General features: G+C 64.3%; 17 protein-coding genes. 11 read left to right on the top strand and 6 right to left on the bottom strand.

The annotated features are described in order from the left end of the window. Positions 1–121: 121 nt before the first annotated feature. From HNR59_RS03080 to HNR59_RS03045, 8 genes are all read left to right on the top strand, one after another. The gene (locus tag HNR59_RS03080; RefSeq protein WP_183825811.1) at positions 122–1522 is read left to right on the top strand and encodes an MATE family efflux transporter; all 1401 of its coding nucleotides are present in this window, start codon (positions 122–124) and stop codon (positions 1520–1522) included. 221 nt (positions 1523–1743) lie between these two features. Beyond that, complete coding sequence (gene pncB, locus HNR59_RS03075) at positions 1744–3048, top strand: nicotinate phosphoribosyltransferase (RefSeq protein ID WP_183825808.1); 1305 nt, start codon at positions 1744–1746, stop codon at positions 3046–3048. A 9-nt stretch (positions 3049–3057) separates the two neighbouring features. Continuing rightward, positions 3058–4470, top strand: a complete 1413-nt coding sequence (locus tag HNR59_RS03070) for a hypothetical protein (RefSeq protein WP_183825805.1) — start codon at positions 3058–3060, stop codon at positions 4468–4470. 164 nt (positions 4471–4634) lie between these two features. After that, positions 4635–5939, top strand: a complete 1305-nt coding sequence (locus tag HNR59_RS03065) for an ABC transporter substrate-binding protein (protein ID WP_183825803.1) — start codon at positions 4635–4637, stop codon at positions 5937–5939. Positions 5940–5971: 32 nt separating this feature from the next. After that, the gene (locus tag HNR59_RS03060) at positions 5972–6853 is read left to right on the top strand and encodes a branched-chain amino acid ABC transporter permease (RefSeq protein WP_183825800.1); all 882 of its coding nucleotides are present in this window, start codon (positions 5972–5974) and stop codon (positions 6851–6853) included. After that, complete coding sequence (locus tag HNR59_RS03055; RefSeq protein WP_343060620.1) at positions 6850–7806, top strand: branched-chain amino acid ABC transporter permease; 957 nt, start codon at positions 6850–6852, stop codon at positions 7804–7806. Before HNR59_RS03060 ends, HNR59_RS03055 begins: the two co-directional genes overlap by 4 nt. Before the next feature lie 14 nt (positions 7807–7820). Continuing rightward, positions 7821–8558, top strand: a complete 738-nt coding sequence (locus HNR59_RS03050) for an ABC transporter ATP-binding protein (protein WP_183831284.1) — start codon at positions 7821–7823, stop codon at positions 8556–8558. Beyond that, positions 8555–9286 (top strand): ABC transporter ATP-binding protein, encoded by a 732-nt coding sequence (locus tag HNR59_RS03045; RefSeq protein ID WP_183825797.1) that lies wholly within the window; start codon positions 8555–8557, stop codon positions 9284–9286. Before HNR59_RS03050 ends, HNR59_RS03045 begins: the two co-directional genes overlap by 4 nt. 17 nt (positions 9287–9303) lie before the next feature. Here HNR59_RS03045 and HNR59_RS03040 read toward each other — a convergent pair whose 3' ends face one another. The 4 genes from HNR59_RS03040 to HNR59_RS03025 all read right to left on the bottom strand — a co-directional run bounded on the left by HNR59_RS03040 (position 9304) and on the right by HNR59_RS03025 (position 13146). Beyond that, on the bottom strand, positions 9304–9729 hold the full coding sequence (locus HNR59_RS03040; RefSeq protein ID WP_183825794.1) for a hypothetical protein: 426 nt from the start codon (positions 9727–9729) through the stop codon (positions 9304–9306). Between the two features lie 19 nt (positions 9730–9748). Beyond that, positions 9749–11152, bottom strand: a complete 1404-nt coding sequence (locus tag HNR59_RS03035) for a sodium:proton antiporter (RefSeq protein WP_183831282.1) — start codon at positions 11150–11152, stop codon at positions 9749–9751. 58 nt (positions 11153–11210) lie between these two features. Continuing rightward, positions 11211–11810 carry a bifunctional nicotinamidase/pyrazinamidase gene (gene pncA, locus HNR59_RS03030; protein ID WP_183825790.1) on the bottom strand — a complete coding sequence of 200 codons (600 nt, stop codon included), beginning with the start codon at positions 11808–11810 and terminating at the stop codon, positions 11211–11213. 85 nt (positions 11811–11895) lie between these two features. Next, positions 11896–13146, bottom strand: a complete 1251-nt coding sequence (locus tag HNR59_RS03025) for a D-amino acid dehydrogenase (protein WP_183825787.1) — start codon at positions 13144–13146, stop codon at positions 11896–11898. Between the two features lie 214 nt (positions 13147–13360). Here HNR59_RS03025 and hemA point away from each other — a divergent pair, with 214 nt between their 5' ends. Together hemA and proC are read left to right on the top strand one after the other, a co-directional pair. Beyond that, positions 13361–14638, top strand: coding sequence for a 5-aminolevulinate synthase (hemA, locus tag HNR59_RS03020; RefSeq protein ID WP_183825784.1), 1278 nt, complete (start codon positions 13361–13363; stop codon positions 14636–14638). Between the two features lie 95 nt (positions 14639–14733). Then, entirely contained in the window at positions 14734–15549 is an 816-nt protein-coding gene (gene proC / locus HNR59_RS03015; protein ID WP_183825781.1) for a pyrroline-5-carboxylate reductase, read from the top strand. 10 nt (positions 15550–15559) lie between these two features. Here proC and HNR59_RS03010 read toward each other — a convergent pair whose 3' ends face one another. Together HNR59_RS03010 and HNR59_RS03005 are read right to left on the bottom strand one after the other, a co-directional pair. Further along, positions 15560–16552 carry an adenosine kinase gene (locus HNR59_RS03010; RefSeq protein WP_183825779.1) on the bottom strand — a complete coding sequence of 331 codons (993 nt, stop codon included), beginning with the start codon at positions 16550–16552 and terminating at the stop codon, positions 15560–15562. A 96-nt stretch (positions 16553–16648) separates the two neighbouring features. Next, a complete protein-coding gene (locus tag HNR59_RS03005) occupies positions 16649–17461 on the bottom strand; it encodes an isocitrate lyase/PEP mutase family protein (RefSeq protein WP_183825777.1) in 813 nt (270 codons plus the stop codon). 1011 nt (positions 17462–18472) lie between these two features. Here HNR59_RS03005 and HNR59_RS03000 point away from each other — a divergent pair. Next, positions 18473–19984, top strand: coding sequence for an APC family permease (locus tag HNR59_RS03000; RefSeq protein ID WP_183825774.1), 1512 nt, complete (start codon positions 18473–18475; stop codon positions 19982–19984). The last annotated feature ends 4 nt before the right edge of the window (positions 19985–19988 follow it).

Raw genomic sequence — 19988 nt, 5'->3', positions numbered from 1 at the left:
GAGCCTCTTGCCTTGCACCGCACGTGAAGGCAAAAAGCAGCATGATTCCGGGACATTTCTCCCGGAATGCTCGTGCGGCTTCCGGACCCGGTCCGACGCGCCGCGATCGGAAAGAACAACAATGACCGCCATCGAAGCGGATGCGCAGGCATCCGGAAAACTCTGGCGCGAGGAAATCAGGGCAACGCTGGCACTGGCCTGGCCGCTGGTGTTGACCAATCTCGCGCAGACGGCGATGACCGCCACCGACGTCATGATCCTCGGCCGGGTGGGGCCTTCCACCCTTGCCGCAAGCGCGCTCGGCGCCAACCTCTATTTCGCGCCGCTGATATTCGGCCTCGGCCTGATGCTGGCGACGGTGCCGATGATGGCGCGCGAGGTCGGGCGGCGGCGCAATTCGGTGCGCGACCTGCGCCGCACCGTGCGGCAGGGGCTGTGGGTGGCCGTGCTCGTTGCACTGCCGATCTGGGCGCTGTTGTGGAACGGCGAACACATTCTGCTGGCCATGGGGCAGGAACCGGCGCTCGCTGCCGAAGCGGGGCACTATCTGCGCACCCTGCAATGGGGGCTTCTGCCCTTCTTCTTCTATGTGGTGCTGCGCTCCTTCATCGCCTCGCTGGAGCGGCCGGGCTGGGCCACGGTGGTCGCCTTCATCGGCGTCATCATCAATCTCGTCGGCAATCTGGTGCTGGTGTTCGGGCATCTGGGCTTTCCGGAAATGGGCATCGTCGGCTCGGGTCTGGCCACCAGCATCGCCAATTTCTCCATGTTCATCGGCATGATCCTGGTGGTGACGCTGGACCGCCGGTTCAGGCGTTACCGCCTGTTCGGACGCTTCTGGCGCGCCGACTGGCAGCGCCTGCGCCAGCTTCTGTGGCTCGGCCTGCCGATCGCGGCCATGATGGCCTTCGAGACGACCCTGTTCAACGCAGCCGCCCTGATGATGGGCCTGATCGGAGCCTCTTCGCTCGCGGCCTATGCGGTGGTGATCCAGCTCTGCTCGGTCTCCTTCATGATCCCGCTCGGCATCAATCAGGCCGCAACCGTGCGCGTCGGCATCGCCTACGGCTCCCACGACCCGGAAGCGATCGCCCGCGCCGGGTGGACCTCCTATGCCATGGGCGTCGGCTTCATGGCGCTCTCCGCGCTGGTGATGATGACGCTGCCGCGCCTTCTGCTCAGCGCCTTCATCGATGTCGACAGCCCGGCCAATGCCGAGGTGGTGATGCTGGCCACCGGCTTCCTCGCCGTGGCCGCCCTGTTCCAGATCGTCGACGGCGCGCAGGCGGTTGCCGCCGGCATGCTGCGCGGTCTGCAGGACACCACCATCCCGATGATCTATGCCGCGCTCGGCTACTGGGGCATCGGCCTGCCGCTCGGCGTGGCGCTGGCATTCCATTTCGGCTTCGATGGCGTGGGCGTCTGGATCGGCCTGTGCGCGGGTCTGGCCGTCGTTGCCGTGCTGCTTCTGGTGCGCTGGCTGCGGCGCCGGCACCTGCCGGCCTTCCGCGCCATGCCCTGAGGCGGACCCTGAGGCGAAATTTCGCGCTGCACACCCGATGCGTGCAGCGCGCCCTGAAAATAGGTGCTATAGCAATTCCAGCAAAAGTGCGAAGCGGTTTTGCGTTCGGGATTGCGTGAAAACAAAAGGTTAGAGCGTTACTTTCTCCGAATCGCAGAAGCCCTCCAGGAGACGCGGCGCGGCATCTTTTCATCCGGAAGCGAAGGCAAAGCTTCAAGCACATGACCAAAACCGATATAGCGCGGCGCGTCTACAATCATACGTGGAAGCTTGATCCGATCATCCGCAGCCTGCTCGATACGGATTTCTACAAGCTGCTGATGCTGCAGATGATCTGGGGCATGTACCCAAAGGTGGACGCCACCTTCACGCTGATCAACCGCACCACCTCTGTGCGCCTTGCCGACGAGATCGACGAAGGGGCGCTGCGCGAGCAGCTCGACCATGCCCGCTCGCTGCGCTTTTCCAAGAAGGAGATGATCTGGCTGGGCGGCAACACCTTCTATGGCCGCAAGCAGATCTTCGAGCCGGAATTCCTTGCCTGGCTGGAAAACTTCCAGCTTCCCGATTACCATGTTGAAAAGCGCGACGGCCAGTATGAGCTGACCTTCGCGGGCCCGTGGATGTACACGACGCTGTGGGAAATCCCGGTGCTTGCCATCATCAACGAGTTGCGCTCGCGTGCGGCGCTGCGCGAATATGGTCCCTTCGCGCTCGACGTGCTCTATGCCCGCGCCAAGGCCAAGATGTGGGCCAAGACGGAACTGCTCAAGCAGCTTCCCGACATCAACATCTCCGATTTCGGCACCCGCCGCCGCCACTCCTTCCTGTGGCAGCGCTGGTGCGTGGAGGCGCTGAAGGAGGGCATCGGCAAATCCTTCACCGGCACCTCCAACGTCAAGCTCGCCATGGACACGGATCTGGAGGCCGTCGGCACCAATGCGCATGAACTGCCCATGGTGCTGGCCGCGCTCGCTGGTAACGAAGCGGAACTGCGGGAGGCTCCCTATCGGGTCCTGAAGGACTGGCAGCGCTACTATGGCGGCAATCTGCTGATCGTGCTGCCCGATGCCTTCGGCACGGCAGCCTTCCTGCGCGACGCACCGGACTGGGTGGCCGACTGGACGGGCTTCCGGCCCGACAGCGCGCCTCCCATCGAAGGCGGCGAGCGCATCATTTCGTGGTGGCGGGACAAGGGCAAGGATCCGCGCCAGAAGATGCTGATCTTCTCGGACGGGCTGGAAGCGCAAACCATCGTCGACACCTACCGGCATTTTAATGGCAAGGTGCGCATGGCCTTCGGCTGGGGCACCAACCTGACCAACGATTTCGAGGGCTGCGCGCCGGTTCCCACCACCCGGCTGAACCCGATTTCGCTGGTGTGCAAGGTGACGGAGGCCAATGGCAGGCCGGCCGTGAAACTCTCGGACAATCCCGCCAAAGCGACAGGCGACGTGGACGAGATCAATCGCTATCTGCGCATCTTCGGCAATGAGGAGCGGGTCGAGCAACTGGTCAAGGTCTGACGGCCGCCGATGAACCTGTCGGCCCGACGGATCGCAAAAATCGCCGCCCTGCCCGCGCTGCTGGCGGCATTCATGCCGGCCGAAGCGCTGGCGCATGCATCGGAGCGCGGCCATGTGCTGCTCTTGCCGACAGGCTACTATTCCATCGGCGGCGCCCTGGCGGTGGCGGCTTCCTTCCTCGTTCTGGCGCTGGTGCCGCCCCGGCTGCTGACCGGCATCTGGTCGAAAGAACTGGTCCTGTTCCCGCTTCGCGCCGAAGCGAAAACCGTAACCAGCCTGCTGTCCTTCCTTTTTTTTGCGATCCTTGTCGCTGCCGGCTTCTGGGGCAGCCGCGATCCGCTCTCCAACCCGCTGCCGCTGACCATATGGACGCTGCTGTGGGTGGCCATGGCGCTGGTGCAGGGTCTGCTGGGCGACGCATGGGCATGGCTCAACCCATGGTACGGACCGTGCAGGCTCGTGGCGCGTTTCAGACGTAACGACGCCCCCTTCGCTTTGCCGCAACGCCTCGGCATGTGGCCGGCGGTCGTGCTTCTTCTTGCCTTTGCATGGTTCGAACTGGTCTATCCCGCCCCGGACGATCCCGAACGTCTGGCGCGGGCGGCCGGCCTCTACTGGCTGGCGACCTTTATCGCCATGCTGGTCTTCGGCCATGAACAATGGAGCCGGCGCGGCGAATTCCTGAGCGTCTTCTTCCGGGTGCTGTCGCACTTCGCGCTTCTCGGACGTGACGAGCAGGGACGCCTGACCCTGCGCTGGCCGGGCGCGCGGCTGCTGGAGACCGGGCCCTTGCCGAAAAGCGGCGTGGCCTTCGTGCTTCTGGCCCTGTCCAGCGTATCCTTCGATGGGCTCACGCACACCTTCTTCTGGATGGGCATTCTTGGCGTCAACCCGCTCGATTTTCCCGGCCGCACGGCCGTGATGGCGCCAAATACGATCGGCCTGCTGGCGAGCTTCGCCGTGCTCGGAGCGGTGTTCATGCTGGCGGTCCGGCTGGGCGATGCGCTTGCCGGCCACACGGGCAGGGACGACAGCGCCGGCCTTCTGGTCTGGTCGATCGTGCCGATCGCGCTCGCCTATCATCTGGCGCACTACCTTGCCGCGCTGATGGTCGACAGCCAGTATGCGCTGGTGGCCCTCTCCGATCCGTTCGCGCTGGGCTGGAACCTTTTCGGCACCGCCCACCTGCATGTCGAGGCCGCCATCACCTCCGGCGCGGGCGCGGCGTGGGTTTTGTGGAACATACAGGCCGGCGCCATCGTGGCCGGACATGTTCTGGCGGTGCTTGTCGCCCACGCTCTGGCCTGCCGCCTTTACGGCGATGCCCGGCGCGCGACCTTCAGCCAGCTTCCCCTCACCCTGCTGATGATCGGCTATACCGTGTTCGGCCTGTGGCTGCTGGCAACGCCTTCGGCAGGCTAAGCACACCGAAACTGGCCTGCACCCACCTTACGCAACGTAAACACGGTCTTGCATCAGCGTGCCTTTGATGATTTAGCTGGCGCGCCTAAAATTCCGTCCGAAGCAGCGAGCATGCCCCCACACGGCTCGCTATTTAGCCCCACGCAAGAACAGGAATTTCTCCCATGACCGATCGGAAGACCTTTTCCGCTACCGGAACGGCTCCGCTTACCCGTCGCACTGCCCTGAAGGGCCTCGCCGCGGCAGGCGGACTGATAACGGCCCCCGGTTTCGTGCGCTATGCGCAGGCCCAGAGCTCGGCTCCGATCCGCATCGGTTTCCAGTGCCATCGCACGGGCATCGGCGCCTCCTATGGCCGCTGGTACGAGCGCACCACCGCCGCCGCCGTGAAGCTGATCAACGAGGCCGGCGGCATCAATGGCCGCCCGGTCGAGATCGTCATCGAGGATGACGGCACCGACGCCGGCCGCGGCGCCGAGGTGGTGGCCAAGCTCGCCAACCAGCATAAGGTCGACATCGTTTACGGCACCCTGTTCTCGCATGTGGTGATCGGCTCGGCGCCCACCGCCGAGGAGCTGAAGATCCCCTACTACGTGGTCAGCGAGGGCTACCATGTTGCGTCCGGCCAGCTGAACCGCTGGTGCCTGCAGCCCGGCATCACCGACGTGCGCGCGCAGGTTACGTCCGTCGCGCCATGGATCGCGGCCAACGCCGGCAAGAAGGTGACGATGATCTATCCCGATTACGCCTTCGGCTACGATCACCGCGACTACCTGCCGCCGGCCCTGCAACAGGCCGGCGCCGAAGTCGTGGCGAAGATCGCCATTCCGCCGACGGAAACCTCCTTCACCAAGTACTTCCCGCAGATCCCGTCCAGCACCGACGTGCTCTACCACGTCATGGTCGGTCCGGCCGTGCTCACCTTCGTCAAGGAACTGGGCGAGTTCTACGGGGCCAACGGCCCGCAGCTCTTCGGCTTCATCGATTCGCTGGAAGCCGTCGACCTCAACAGCCCCGGCCTCGACTATCTGGACGGCAGCCATTTCTGGGAAGGCTTCGCGCGCTATGCGCAGCCCACCGACACCGACGCCCAGAAGGCCTACCGCGCCGCCGTCGGCATCGATGACAATGGCGCTTCCGTCAACGATCCGCGCGACGTGTCGACCGCCGGCCACATGTTCGGATGCTGGGAGACGCTCTACGTCATCAAGCAGGCGATGGAAGCCTGCAATTATCAGGGGCCGCAAGACCGGGCAAAGCTGGTCGAGGCGACCGAGGCGATCACGACGATAGCCGAGGGACCTGAGCACCCGCAGGGTGACAAGGTGTTCGACGGCAAGATCCATCAGGTCTTCGGCCACCAGTACATCTCCAAGATGGAAGGCGGGCGCCTCAACGTGGTCCACAAGACCTCGATCGAGGACGGCCGCTACGAGCCGGAGGCGGACTACACGACGCAGCCGCTGTGATGCGCTGGCGTGGTGCGGGCAGGTAGCAGGACATGGCTTTCGGACCTCACCTGCTGCTGGCGGTTCTTGAAGGGCTGGTCACCTCGGCAGTTCTGGCGCTGACGGCGCTCGGCCTGTCGCTGGTGTTCGGCGTCATGCGCGTCGTCAACGTCGCGCATGGCGAGTTCTTCATGCTGGGCGCGGTGCTGGCATGGGCCGTCGCCACGACGGTCGGCGCAAGTCCTGCATCCGGCTTTGCCGCCGCACTTGTCATCGCGCCCCTGATCGTGGGCGTGGTGGCTCTGCTGGCGGAGCGGCTGGTGCTGCGCCGGGTGAACTACGATCCCGAAGCCACCATCGTCGCCACCATAGGCCTGCTCTACATCCTCCAGCAGCTCGCCCTCACCTTCTACGGTGCCGACGCACGGCCGGTGCCGCCGCCGTTCAACCTGCGCATCTCGCTGCCATGGTTCGGATACTCAGCCTACAAGCTGTCGATCATCGCGACATCGGCCACTCTGCTCCTGCTGTCATGGCTGGTGCTGACACGCACGCGCGCCGGCCTGATCATGCGCGCCACCCAGTATGACCGCGAGACGGCGCAGGCCTTCGGCATTCCGGTCGGGCGCGTCTATGCCGCAGTGTTCGCCATCGGCGCCATGCTCGCCGCCATTGCCGCCGTGCTGATCGTTCCGATCAGCCAGGCGCATTACCTGATGGGGCAGGACCCGCTGCTTCTGTCCTTCGCCGTGGTCATCATCGGCGGGCTTGGTTCGCTCCGCGGCACCGTGGTCGCGGCGCTGCTCATCGGCGTCTCGGACGGGGTGATCTCGATGTTCTTCTCGCCGACGCTCGCCAAGCTGATCGCCACGCTGGCGGTCGCCATGGTGCTGGTGTTCCGCCCGCAGGGTCTGTTCGGCAAGGTGGCGCGGTGAAGGCGGGCGCAAGACTCTACGCCCTGCATGGCGCGGTGATCGCGGTGCTTCTGGCGCTGAACTTCCTGCTGCCTGCCTATCACCACGGGCTGATGGCGCGCATCCTCGTGCTCGCCACCTTCGCCATGGGCTACAATCTCACCTTCGGCTATGGCGGGCTGCTCTCGCTCGGCCACGCCATGTTCTTCGCCACCGGCCTTTACGGCGCGGGGCTCTCCATCCAGCATCTGGGCTTCGGGGTGCCAGAGGCGTTCCTTGCCGCGCTTGCCTGCGGCGCGTTGCTCGCACTTATCGTCGGCGTGCTGGCGCTGCGCACCACCGGCGTCGCCTTCATGATCGTGACGCTGATGTTCTCGCAAGCCGTCCATCTCGCCATCATCTATTTCTCCGCCTTCACCGGCGGCGATCAGGGGCTGATGCTGCGGCCTCAGCAGCGCCGCGTGGAAACGGTGCTGGGCACGCTCAATCTCACCGATCCGAACACCCGCTACCTTGTGGCGCTCGCTTTGTTCACGGTCGTGCTGTTCCTCATGCTCGCCCTCGTGCGCTCCGGCTTCGGCCGCGTCCTCGTCGCCATCCGCGAGAACGAGGAGCGCACACGCATGCTGGGCTACGACACCTTTTCCAGCAGGCTGGCGGCGCTGGTGGTTTCGGGCACGGTGTGCGCCGCGGCCGGGGCCACCTACGGCATCCTGTTCGGCTATGTCGGCGCGAACTTCGCCTCGGTGCACTATTCCATCCTGCCGCTGTTGTGGGTGCTGCTGGGCGGGGCGGCAACGACGCTCGGACCGCTGTTCGGGACCGTCTTCATGTATTACGTGGTCGACATCGCCAGCGGCTACACCTCCGCCTACATGCTGGTCGTGGGCATCGTCCTCATCCTGCTGGTGCTGTTCTTCCGCAAGGGACTTTTGGGCACGGTGCGCGAGCGCTGGCTGAGGTGGTTGCCATGAGTGCCCTTCCGGAAATGAGCCCGCTTCTGGAAACACGGGCGCTGTCGCGCGATTTCGGTGGCTTGCGCGCCGTCGACCGCGTCGATTTCTCCGTCGACCCGGGAGAGATCCGCGCCATCATCGGTCCCAACGGCGCCGGCAAGACGACCTTCGTCAGCCTCGTCTGCGGCCGTCTCGCGCCCTCCTCCGGCACCATCATCTTCGACGGAGCGGACATAACCGCCCTGCCCGCGCACCGGCGCGTGCGGCTCGGCATCGCCTACACGTTCCAGATCACCAGCGTCTATGCCCAGCTCAGCGTCTTCGACAATGTCGCGCTTGCCGTACAGCGCACGCTGGCGGATGGCCGCTCTAAGGACCCCTCTCGGGGCCGGCTGCGGACCGGGGTGACGGAAGCGCTGGAGCGGGTCGGGCTGGCGGGCCGCGCGTCCCTGCCCGCCGGCCAGCTCGCCTACGGCCACCAGCGCCTGCTGGAAGTGGCGATGGGGCTGGCGCTCAAACCCCGCCTGATGATCCTCGACGAGCCGACGCAGGGGCTCGGCGACGGCGAGATCGAAAACTTCGTCGCGCTGGCGCGCGAGATCGCCGCGAATGCCACCGTGCTGCTGATCGAGCACAATATGGACGTCGTCATGCAGCTTGCCGACCGCATCACCGTGCTGGAGGCGGGCAGGGTGCTGGCCGAAGGCACGCCCGATGCCATCCGCGCCAACGAGGCCGTGCAGCGCGCCTATCTGGGAGGCGGCGCATGAGCGCGCTTCTGAACGTCTCCGGGCTCGACTGCTTCTATGGCGAGGTGCAGGTGCTGCACGGGCTGGAGCTTGCGCTGCACAAGGGCGAGGTGCTGTGCCTGATGGGGCGCAACGGCGCCGGCAAGACGACCACGCTGAAAGCCATTATGGGACTGGTGCGGCCCCGCTCCGGCTCCATCGTCATGAACGGCCCCGAAAACGGCCCCTCGGGCAGCACCGAGCTGACGGAGCTTGCCGCGCATGAGGTGCCGAAGCGCGGCATCGGCTATGTGCCGCAGGGAAGGCGGCTGTTCGCCGAAATGACGGTGCGGGAAAATCTGGAAATTGGCCTCAACACGCGCAGAAAGGGCACCGACACGCTGGAAAGCGTGCTCGATCTCTTTCCGTTGCTGCGCGAGCGGCTGAAACAGCAGTCCGGCACGCTTTCCGGCGGCGAGCAGCAGATGCTGGCCATGGCGCGCGCGCTTTGCCTCGAACCCCAAATCCTGTTGCTGGACGAGCCGACCGAGGGGCTGATGCCGTCGATGATCCAGAAGATCCGCGAGACGGTTCTGGCGCTGCGGCACCGCGGGGTATCGACCATACTGGTCGAGCAGCGGGCCGAGGCCGTGCTTGCACTGGCCGACCGCGTGACCTTCATCGAAAACGGCCACAGCCGCGAGACGGTGGCGATCGCGGAGCTGAAGGCCGACCCGTCGGCGCTCAGGCGCTATGTGGGGATCGGCTGACGCACCCGGCCGCGCCTTCAGCGCGGGACGGCTTCCCCTTCGGCATCCTCTTCGACGAACTGCTTTTGTCCGGCATCATATGCGTAGCAGGTCGCCAGCGCTGAACAGACGTCCTGATAGCGCGCGCAATATTGCGCGACGACACACAGAAGGTTGCCTCTGGCCGTCATCTGTGCCGGCGGCTTGTCCTGAATGCCGCTGAACAAAAGCTGCGTCCTCTCCCCGCGATCGCGCCATGAGACCATGATTTCCGTCTCGAAATGATCGTAGCCGACACTGGCGTAACCGATGCTGTAGTCGACGGCTCCGACCGGGGCGAACTCCATCGTTCCCGAGCTCGTATCCGGCCATATCCGGCTTTCCTGCGCGAACGACATCGTTGCCGAAACTGCAAGAACACCGGCCAGAACCGCCGCGACCGGCGATGACCGGCGCAGTTTCACCTTTCTTCCGGAAGTGCCCCTACCCAAAGAAGATGAAGCTCGACAGGACGAAGATGGGCAGCAGCACCACGCCTGACCACAGCATGTAACCGAAGAAGCCCGGCATGCGGACACCCTGGTTGCGGGCGATGGCATAGACCATGAAGTTCGGCGCGTTGCCGATATAGGTGTTGGCCCCCATGAACACCGCGCCGGCCGAGATAGCCGCCAGCGTGGTGGCGAAGGTGGTCATCAGCTCCTGCGGGTTGCCGCCGGCCAGCTCGAAGAACACTAGATAGGTCGGTGCGTTGTCGAGGAAGGACGACAGGATGCCGGTCATCCAGAAATAGGCCATGTCGTTGGGCTGGCCCGAAGCCGTCGTCACCAGCGCGACGAGCGGGGCGAGCGCTCCGTCCATGCCGGCGCGCAGGATCGCCACCACCGGCACGATGCAGATGAAGATCGCCGCGAACAGCTTCGCCACCTCGAGGATCGGCTCCCAGTTGAAGCCGTTGGCGGAACGGTATTTTTTCGGCGACACCACCAGCGAAATCAACGCCAGCGCCACGATGATGGCGTCGCGCACGAGGTTCTGCAGCTCGACATGCACGCCCTGAATGGTGAACTCGACGCCCGGCTTCCACGCCGCCGACATGAGAATGGCGCCGATGACGCCGGCCAGCAGCGGAATGTTGACGAGGCCGAGGATGCGCACTTTCGAATCCGGCGTCGGATCCTTGATCTTCGGTGCGCGCTGCTCGCGCCTGTAGAGGATGGTGTCGAGCACGAAGAAGATGGCAAGCACCAGACCGCCGACGAAAAGCGTATCGGGCAACAGATGCACGGTGGTCCAGAAGAAGTCGACGCCGCGCAGGAAGCCGACGAACAGCGGGGGGTCGCCCAGCGGCGTCAGCGAGCCGCCGATGTTCGACACAAGGAAGATGAAGAACACCACGACATGGGCGTTGAAGGGCCGGTTGTCGTTGGCGCGGATGATGGGCCGGATCAGGATCATCGAGGCGCCGGTGGTGCCGATCACCGAGGCGAGGATGGAGCCGACCAGAAGCAGGCCGGCATTGAACAGCGGCGTGCCGTGAATGTTGCCGGAAATCAGGATGCCGCCCGAAATGGTGAACAGCGCAAACAGGAGGATAATGAACGACATGTACTCCAGCAGCATGGCATGCAGCACCGCCTCGCCTGCCGCCGCAACGCCATAGGAAGCCGCCAGCGGTACGATCACCAGGGCGGCCCACACGGCGGCGATCTTGCCATAGTGATGCTCCCAGAAATGGTGGAACAGCAGCGGCCCGGTGGCGATGCACAGGAGCAGGCCGGCGAAGGGCAGCGCCCACCACAGCGACATCTGCGCGCCCGGCAGCGCTTCCGCCGCAAGGGCGGGAGTGGCGGAAAGTCCCGCCAGCACGAGGACGGCCATTCGCATTGCAGCAGCGTTCACCCGGTTCTCCTTGTTCTGTGTCGGATCTGTCGGATTTTAAGCGTCAGAGCAGGGTGACGCCGGCGTCGCGCATCCTGCCGGTCATGGCGTCGAGCGAGCCATTGAGATCGATGCCACGGCATGCGGCGAGCCGCACCGTGGCGGAAAAGCCGAGCTTCACCGCATCCAGCGCCGAATAGGCGACGCAGAAATCCGTGGCGAGGCCGGCGAGCGTGATCGAGCCGATGCCGCGTTCGCGCAGGTAGCCGGCAAGGCCGGTCGGCGTGGTGCGGTCGTTCTCGAAGAAGGCGGAATAGCTGTCGATGGCCGGACGGAAACCCTTGCGGATGACAAGCTCGGCCTTTGCCCAGGCAAGGCCGGTATGGAACTCCGCGCCGCGGCTGCCCTGGATGCAGTGATCGGGCCACAGCGTCTGCTCGCCATAGGGCATGGTGACGCTCTGGTAGGGCTGATGCCCCGGATGGCTGGAGGCGAAGCTGGAATGCCCCGCCGGGTGCCAGTCCTGCGTCATGATGACATGATCGGCGCTGCGAATGAGATCGTTGACCAGCGGCACGATCTCGTCCCCGCCGGCAACCGCCAGCGCTCCACCCGGGCAGAAATCGTTCTGCAGATCGATGACGACAAGCGCTTCGTCAGCCATGGTGCCTCCTGAAACGACGGAATTCGCGAGAGCCGTAACATGACCACATGGCCACGCCCGTCAACCGAAATCGGACCTGCGGCGGTCAATTCCCGTAGAGCAGACCCTCGGTGTCGATCTCAGGCGAACGCCCGGCAACCAGATCCGCCAGCAGCCGGCCGGAGCCCGCGGCAAGCGTCCAGCCGAGATGACCGTGGCCGGTGTCGAGGTAGAGGTTGCGGTAGCGCGCGCGCCCCAGAACCGGAACGGATCTGGGCATCATGGGGCGCAGGCCCGCCCACAGTTCGGCTTTCGCTTCATCGAAGGCGCCGGGGAAAAGCTCGTGCGCGGTGCGGAACATGGGCGCGAAATCCTGCTTCCGGAACGTCCGGTCGAAGCCGGTGAATTCGGCCGTGCAGGACAGCCGCAGCCGGTTGCCGAGGCGCGAATAGGCGACGTAGCGGTCCTCGTCCGCGCCGCCCATGGTCGGGCCCTTGCCTTCGTCCTCCAGCGGAATGGTCGCCGCATAGCCCTTGACCGGATAGATCGGCAGGTCGAGCCCGTGACGGCGGCCGAGCAACCCGCTCTCCGGCCCCATGGCGAGAACCACGTTGTCGGCGGTGAACGGCCCGGCATCCGTGCGCACCGCCCGCACCGCATCACCCTCGGTATCGAGCCCTTCGACCGTGGTGTTGAAGCGGAAATCGACGCCGAGTTTCTCAGTCGCATAGGTTGCCAGCCGCGTCGCGAACAGGCGCGAATCACCGGTCTGGTCGGTCGGGGAATAGATGGCGCCGGCAAAATGATGCCGCGCGCCGGCAAGGCCCGGATCGATCCCGGCCATCCGCTCCGGATCGACAACCTCGATCGGCAGGCCGTGATCGGCGAGGAACCCATAGTTTCGTGCCGCCGCGTCTAGGCTTTCGCGGCTGCGCGACAGATAGAGGATGCCCTTGCGCCGGTCGTCATAGGTGATGCCGGTTTCGTCCGACAGGGCATTGATGCTGTCGCGCGAATAAAGGGCGAGCCGCAGCTTCGGAAGAGTGTTGGCGCGTTTGCGGGCCTGCGTGCACTGGCGCAGGAAACGCAGACCCCAGGCGAACAGATAAGGATCGCGGCCGAGCCGCACCCGGATGCCGAGATCATGGTTGAACATGCCGCGCACGAAGGTCTTCAGCGCTTCCGGCGAGGCCCATGCGGTGGCGTCGCCCGGCGAGACCAGCCCGCCATTGGCGTAGCTGGTGCCGGAGGCCGGCACCGCATGGCGCTCGATCACCGTCACTTCATGGCCGTCGCGGGCAAGGTAATATGCCGCCGCCGTGCCGACCGCGCCCGCCCCAAGAACCAGTATCCTCATGCCCGCACCTCTTTGGCCGCGCCCGTCACCGCAGGCGTGGCATTTTGACCGAACGGCTTGCGTGGACGCCAAAGGCCGCCGGCATTATGATCGCATCAACCTGAGCAGTCCGCTTTCCTTGAAATTGCGATACTGCCTTCCTCATTGTCATGCGCAATTCCGTACGGAAAGCCGTTTCGTTCGTTTCCCGGAATTGCTCCAACGGGACCCGAAAATGAACTATCAAAGGTTCTTCGAAGACGCCATCGACCAGTTACATGCCGAGCGCCGCTACCGCGTGTTCGCCGATCTGGAACGCATGGTCGGCAAGTTTCCACGCGCCCTGTGGCGCACCGGCGCCGACACGCGCGAGATCACGGTCTGGTGCTCGAACGATTATCTGGGCATGGGCCAGCACCCGGCCGTCGTCAGCGCCTTCCAGGACGCTGCCGGCCGCATGGGCTCGGGCGCCGGCGGCACCCGCAACATTTCCGGCACCAGCAATCCGCTGGTCGAGCTGGAACGGGAACTGGCCGACCTGCACGGCAAGGAAGCCGGGCTCGTCTTCACCTCCGGCTTCGTCTCCAACGAGGCGGCGATCTCCACCATCGCGCGGCTTCTGCCCAATTGCCTGATCCTGTCGGACGAGCTCAACCACGCCTCGATGATCGAGGGCGTGCGGCGCTCGGGCGCTGAAAAGCGCATCTTCCGCCACAACGACGTCGGCCATCTGGAAAGCCTGCTTCAGGCCGCCGGGCGCGAGCGCGCCAAGCTGATCGTGTTCGAAAGCGTCTATTCCATGGACGGCGACATCGCGCCGATCCGGGAGATCGCCGACCTTGCCGAGAAGTACAACGCCATGACCTATATTGATGAGGTCCATGCAGTGGGCATGTACGGCCCGCGCGGCGGCGGTATCACCGAGCGCGAGGGACTGGCCGACCGCATCGACATCATCGAGGGCACGCTTGCCAAGGCGTTCGGCACGCTGGGCGGCTACATCACCGGCACCAGCGCGGTGATCGACGCCGTGCGCTCCTATGCGCCGGGCTTCATCTTCACCACCGCCCTGCCCCCGGCGCTGGCGGCGGCGGCGACCGCCTCGATCCGCCATCTCAAATCCTCGCAGGAGGAGCGCGACGCCCAGCAGCGGCAGGCGGCGCGCGCCAAGCAGATCCTCGGCGATGCCGGCCTGCCGGTGATGCCGTCCGCGACCCATATCGTGCCGGTGCTGGTGGGCGATCCCGAGCTGTGCAAGATGGCGAGCGACCGGCTGCTCGGCGTCCATGGCATCTACATCCAGCCGATCAACTACCCGACCGTGCCGCGCGGCACCGAGCGCCTGCGCATCACGCCGACGCCTTTCCATTCCGACGCGCTGATCCTCGAACTGCGCGACGCGCTGGTGGAAACCTGGAATGCTCTGGGCATCCCATATGGCAAGGTGGAGAGCCCGCAGGTCAGCACCAGCGAGCGCATCGTGCCGCTCCTGGTGCCCCAGTCAGGGGGCTGAGCATGGGCGGGCCGAACCTCGGGCTCCTCTGCGTCAACCGCCTTTCCAGCCGAAGCTGGCCGGGTTAAGAACGCGGGTCAGTTCGGAGGATCAGGATGACTGCAAAGCTTGTTCTCGTCGGCTGCGGCCATATGGGCCGCGCCATGTTGTCGGGCTGGATCGGTTCCGGCCGGATCGCGCCAACTGAAGTCGTGGTGGTGGAGCCGAACGAGGACTTGCGCGCCAAAGCGGCGGCTCTGGGCTGCGCCGCGGTTGCAGGCACTGAGGGGCTGCCGGCCGACATTTTTCCCAAAATCGTGGTGATCGCGGTCAAGCCGCAGGCGATCCGCGATGTTCTGGCCGGCTATGCGCGCTTCGGCAATGGTGCGACCACCTTCGTCAGCATCGCCGCCGGCACCAGCGTCGCTACCTTCGAGAGCATTCTCGGCGAAAAGACCCCCGTCATCCGCTGCATGCCCAACCTGCCGGCCGCCATCGGCAAGGGCATGATGGTGGTCTTCGCCAATGGCCATGTCAGTGACAAGGCGCGCGATTTCGTCGCCGGCCTGCTGGCTGCCAGCGGCGAGGTGGCCTCGGTCGACGACGAGAGGCTGATGGATGCGGTGACAGCCGTTTCCGGCTCCGGCCCCGGCTATGTGTTCCACTTCATCGAAGCGCTCATCGCTGCCGCCAGGACTGCCGGCCTGCCGGCGGAAACGGCCGCACGGCTTGCTGTACAGACCGTCTATGGCGCCGCGACCATGGCTGCGACGAGCAGCGAGGAGCCCGGTGTTCTTCGCCAGCAGGTGACGAGCCACAAGGGCACGACCGCCGCCGGGCTCGATGTGCTGATGGGCGACGAAGCCCTCACGCGCCTGATCACCGAAACTGTCGATGCCGCGCGCAGGCGTTCAATCGAGCTTGGAAGCTGAGGCAGGCTGCTTAAAGCAGCCCGGCCTGCTCTGCCTCTTCGCGCAGGTTCTGGCGCGGGCGGGGGCCGACCTGCTGGATGACGAGCCCGGCGGCGAGCGATCCCAGCCTGCCGCTGTCTTCCAGCGACCGACCCTGCGTGTAGCCGAACAGGAAACCGGCGGCATAGAGATCACCGGCGCCGGTGGTGTCGACCAGTTCGCGGATCGCAATGGCATCGATCTTCACGGTTTCGTCGCCCCGCACGATCACCGAACCCTGTTCGGAGCGGGTGACGGCGGCAAGCCTGCAATCCCTGCGCAGGGCCTCCAGCGCGGTGTCGAAAGAGGCGGTCTGGTAAAGCGCCTTGATCTCATGGTCGTTGGCCACAACGATGTCGACTGTGCCGCTGCGCATCAGCTCCAGAAACTCGTCGCGGTAGCGGTCGACGCAAAAGCTGTCGGAGAGCGTCATCGCCACTTCCCGCCCCGCTTCATGGGCAATCCGCGCCGCCTCGCGCATCGCTTCCTTTGCGCGCGGCGGGTCCCACAGATAGCCTTCGAAATAGACGACTTTCGAACCGGAGATCTTTTCAGGCTCGATATCCTCCGGCCCGAACTCCACGCAGGCGCCGAGATAGGTGTTCATCGAACGCTCGCCATCGGGCGTGACGAAAATCATGCAGCGCGCCGTGGGCGGCGTGCCGGCAAGCGGCGCGGTGTCGAAGGCCACGTCGAGCGCGTGGATGTCATGCGCATAGATGCCGCCGAGATGATCGTCGGCCACCTTGCCGCAGAAAGCCGCCCTGCCGCCGAAGCTGGCGATGCCCGCCGCTGTGTTGCCGGCCGATCCGCCGGAGGCTTCCACCGCGGGCCCCATGCGCGCATAGAGCTGTTCGGCGCGTTCGGCATCGATGAGGTTCATCGCACCCTTGATGATGCCGTTCTCGGTAAGGAAGCTTTCGTCGCTCTGGGCAATGATATCGACAATGGCATTGCCGATGCACAACACGTCATAGTCCGGCATGCAGTCCTCTCCGATGCGGGCAGATTTGTCTTCAGGCAGCCAGAAGGCTGGCCGGTGGTAGATCATCAGGATGGGTTTGCATAGCGGGTGGGGCGATCAATCGAGTGGCTGGAACATTTCCTGCAGACGGTCGAAGTCCATGGCCTCGCGGACGAAGGCGAAGGTGCCGCTTTCCAGAATTTCCCTTGCCGCCCTTTCCACAGCGCCGAAAGCGCAGGTGGTCAGCTTCGAGCCGAGCGAAATGCGTTTTGCCCCGGCATCGGCGAGAGCGGCAACGGTGAAGGCGGGATTTGCCAGCACGTTGACCGGCTTCTCCAGAGCGGCGCACAGCGTGCGCACCTGGCCGATGTCGGCGAGCCCCGGCGCGTAGAGAACATCGGCTCCCGCGTTCCCGAAAGCCTGAAGCCGCCTGATCGTATCGTCCAGATCGGGAACGCCATGCAGGAAATTCTCGGCCCGGGCGGTGAACACGAAATCGTTCTTGAGAGCCCGCGCCGCTTCGACCGCCGCCGCCACACGCTCGACCGCGTGGGAAAATTCATAGATCGGCCTGTCTTCGTCGCCGGAAAAGTCCTCCAGCGAACAGCCCGCAAGCCCCGCCGCTGCCGCCGCGAACACCGTTTCAGCCGCACTTTCGGGACTGTCACCCTTGCCCTTTTCCAGATCCGCCGAGACCGGCAGGTCCGTCGCCCCGACGATCTCCCGGCAGTGGGCAATCATGGCCTCGAAGCTGACGCCTCCATCCGGCAGGCCCCGCGAGAAGGCGAAGCCCGCGCTGGTCGTTGCAAGCGCCCGGAAGCCCAGCGATTGCAGAAGCCTTGCCGTACCCACATCCCACGGATTGGGGATTACGAAGGTTGAAGCGTGCAGTTCGCGAAAAACCGCGCCCTTGTCGGAGATATTTTCCATAGCAACGCTCGCCCGGACATGATCGGTTCAAATCGATCCTAGCGAGTGAAAAACGGCACGGCAAATCAGAATTGTACTTCCTGCAACAAACGCCCTGATGCCGGCATTTTGAGCCACCGGCCTTCACCATTTAGCCGAACTCACCCAGGCTCCGGAACAGGCGGGATGCGTGTCGCCCGTTTTATGACGAGAAAAATATATATTATATTCAGATACTTAATCCTGATTTCATTTCGGGAAAATCCGGATTTTCCGCAACGGCAATATCCGGTTGACATCGGGGTGACCTTGTGACCTGATTGCATCATATGAAATGTTTTTTCTTAAAATGAATCAAGAATGGAAAAACAACTTCATCCGACACATAACGGTTCTTCGATTCATTACCCGTGGTTTGTCGAAGGGGAGGAATGAATTACGGATCGGAAGCGGACATCCGGAACCTGCCTGAAAAGGCCGTTGCGCACCATCGCGCGCAGCCCCTTTGAAAGCAGGTAAAACGGGAGCGTTCCCTTAAGGGGGACCTCCGTCCGAGATCCGCCCGCGGTCACATCTGCATGGCCCGTATTGCCCTGGCTGTCCTGCCGGGATCGCATTGTTGCGACACCGGCAAGGTCGTGTTCGCGTCAGAACACGCAGACAGCCAATCCGATCGGGCCGATGCATGGGAATGCCGGACTTCGCAGCTGCCAGACGCGCTCGCAACCACGTTGGAGCGCGGGGGGCTTTTTTTGCTTCGAAAACCGGTGCAGGGGCTGTGACCGGCAGCCCGGCAGATGTGTTTCTGGAGTCCCGGACCGCGGCCGCGAGAGCGCCGAACTCCAGCAGAGCAGGCAGGTAAGAACAGAAGAAAACGACCACGTACAAGTCAGGAGGAGGAGGACACTCGATGACTTTTACCGATCCACAGCATGCCATCTTCATCGCGATGGCCGGACCCATGGCGACCGCCGGATGCCCGGCTCACACCAGCCCGTCGATGCGACGCCCGGCCGTGAGGGAGGACGCAAGATGAGCCCGAGCGGAGGAGCCACCGACGTCCTTGAATACGAGCAGGGCAATCTTCAGACCGGCACGAACTGGTGGGGCGCCTTTGTCATCGGTCTTGCCGGAACCATCCTTGTAACCGGTGCTGCGCCGGCCTTCCTGACCGTATTCGGCGCATCCTACATTCCCTTCATCACCTTTTTCACACTGACCGGCGTTCTGCTGTGTCTTCTGCTGGCGGAACTGTCGGCGATGATGCCGGGCCGTACCGGCGGGTCTCCATCCTATGCCTATCCGGCCTACAGGAACCGCTGGCCGCGGCTGGCGCCGCATGTAAACGGCGTCACTGCCTGGATGTACTGGGTGGGATGGATGCCCGTGGCACCGCTCAACATGATCCTCGCCTCGTTCTACATCACCCACCTGTTCGGGCTGGACGCGACGCAGGGGATCACGCCGATCAGCACCTTCATTCCGTACTGGACGCTGGGCATCACGGCGGTCGGGCTGATCATCCTGTCGATTCCCGCCTATCTCGGCATCCGCTTCGGCACTTCGATGGCGACTATACTGGCGGTTCTGTCGATGATCCCGCTCACTTTTTTGTCGATCGGCTTCATCTTCAACCTCGATGCCGCCAACTGGAGCGAGCTTGCCGGTTTCCCGCATCTCGACGGATCGAGCTTCTTCGATCCCGTCGGCGGGTATCCGGCATGGATCATGTACATCGCCTATGCCTTCCCGCTGTTGTGGACCGTGATCGCCTATGAAGCGGCGGCCTGCTACATCGGCGAGTGCAGGAACCCCGGCCGCGATGCCCGTATCGCCATGACGCTCGAGGGCGGTTACGGCGTGTTCGTCTACACGATGCTGCCGGTTTCGTTCGTCGTTGTGCTGGGCGCACAGGCCATCTCGGACCCTGCCCTTGTCGATCCGAAGACGATGTTCGTCACCTTCGCCAGCAACATCTTCCCCGGTGTGGCCGGAGCGGTGATGGAATGGCTGATGGCGATCATGCTGATCATCGCTCTGGTGCTCTCAGCCCTGAACTCGCTGATGGGCTGCTCGCGCTCGCTCTATCAGATGTCGCTGGATGGGCAGTTTCCGCGCTTCTACCAGCATCTGAACAGGTATCACGTGCCGGACCGCGCCATGATGACCAATGTCGGCGCCAGTCTGCTCATCGCCTTCATGGGCGGGGCGATCGAGATCTACTCCTTCTCCAACGTCGGATATCTCGGTTCGTTCGTGCCGGTGCTGATCGCCTATTATCTGCTGCGCAAGGACCGCCCCAACGTGCATCGCCCGTTCCGGCTGCCGGAGTATTTCAAATACATCGCTCTGGCGCTGGCAGCGCTGTATTTCTTCGTGTGGCTGTGTGGTGGCATCATCTACTCCTACATCGGCGGTCAGGCGATCTACTACTTCCTCGGCATAGCGGCGACGTTCATGTACCTGCCACTCTACTGGTACCGGAAGTGGGAAGATGCCCGAAACGGCTACGCGGCCGCAGAAATGGCCACGTCGGGCAACTGAGGAG

Origin of the sequence: Aquamicrobium lusatiense, from assembly GCF_014201615.1 — a bacterium.
GTDB classification, from domain to species: Bacteria; Pseudomonadota; Alphaproteobacteria; order Rhizobiales; family Rhizobiaceae; genus Mesorhizobium; species Mesorhizobium lusatiense.
This window is presented reverse-complemented; position numbering and strand designations above follow the sequence as displayed.

What these genes read in the sequence shown, in the direction of transcription:
- HNR59_RS03080 (WP_183825811.1), top strand. Translation starts at nt 122, where the DNA reads ATGACCGCCATCGAAGCGGATGCGCAGGCATCCGGAAAACTCTGGCGC.
- HNR59_RS03050 (WP_183831284.1), top strand. Translation starts at nt 7,821, where the DNA reads ATGAGCCCGCTTCTGGAAACACGGGCGCTGTCGCGCGATTTCGGTGGC.
- HNR59_RS03005 (WP_183825777.1), bottom strand. Translation starts at nt 17,461, where the DNA reads ATGGAAAATATCTCCGACAAGGGCGCGGTTTTTCGCGAACTGCACGCT.
- HNR59_RS03010 (WP_183825779.1), bottom strand. Translation starts at nt 16,552, where the DNA reads ATGCCGGACTATGACGTGTTGTGCATCGGCAATGCCATTGTCGATATC.
- HNR59_RS03045 (WP_183825797.1), top strand. Translation starts at nt 8,555, where the DNA reads ATGAGCGCGCTTCTGAACGTCTCCGGGCTCGACTGCTTCTATGGCGAG.
- HNR59_RS03035 (WP_183831282.1), bottom strand. Translation starts at nt 11,152, where the DNA reads ATGCGAATGGCCGTCCTCGTGCTGGCGGGACTTTCCGCCACTCCCGCC.
- HNR59_RS03025 (WP_183825787.1), bottom strand. Translation starts at nt 13,146, where the DNA reads ATGAGGATACTGGTTCTTGGGGCGGGCGCGGTCGGCACGGCGGCGGCA.
- HNR59_RS03070 (WP_183825805.1), top strand. Translation starts at nt 3,058, where the DNA reads ATGAACCTGTCGGCCCGACGGATCGCAAAAATCGCCGCCCTGCCCGCG.
- proC (WP_183825781.1), top strand. Translation starts at nt 14,734, where the DNA reads ATGACTGCAAAGCTTGTTCTCGTCGGCTGCGGCCATATGGGCCGCGCC.
- pncA (WP_183825790.1), bottom strand. Translation starts at nt 11,810, where the DNA reads ATGGCTGACGAAGCGCTTGTCGTCATCGATCTGCAGAACGATTTCTGC.
- hemA (WP_183825784.1), top strand. Translation starts at nt 13,361, where the DNA reads ATGAACTATCAAAGGTTCTTCGAAGACGCCATCGACCAGTTACATGCC.
- HNR59_RS03000 (WP_183825774.1), top strand. Translation starts at nt 18,473, where the DNA reads ATGAGCCCGAGCGGAGGAGCCACCGACGTCCTTGAATACGAGCAGGGC.
- pncB (WP_183825808.1), top strand. Translation starts at nt 1,744, where the DNA reads ATGACCAAAACCGATATAGCGCGGCGCGTCTACAATCATACGTGGAAG.
- HNR59_RS03065 (WP_183825803.1), top strand. Translation starts at nt 4,635, where the DNA reads ATGACCGATCGGAAGACCTTTTCCGCTACCGGAACGGCTCCGCTTACC.
- HNR59_RS03060 (WP_183825800.1), top strand. Translation starts at nt 5,972, where the DNA reads ATGGCTTTCGGACCTCACCTGCTGCTGGCGGTTCTTGAAGGGCTGGTC.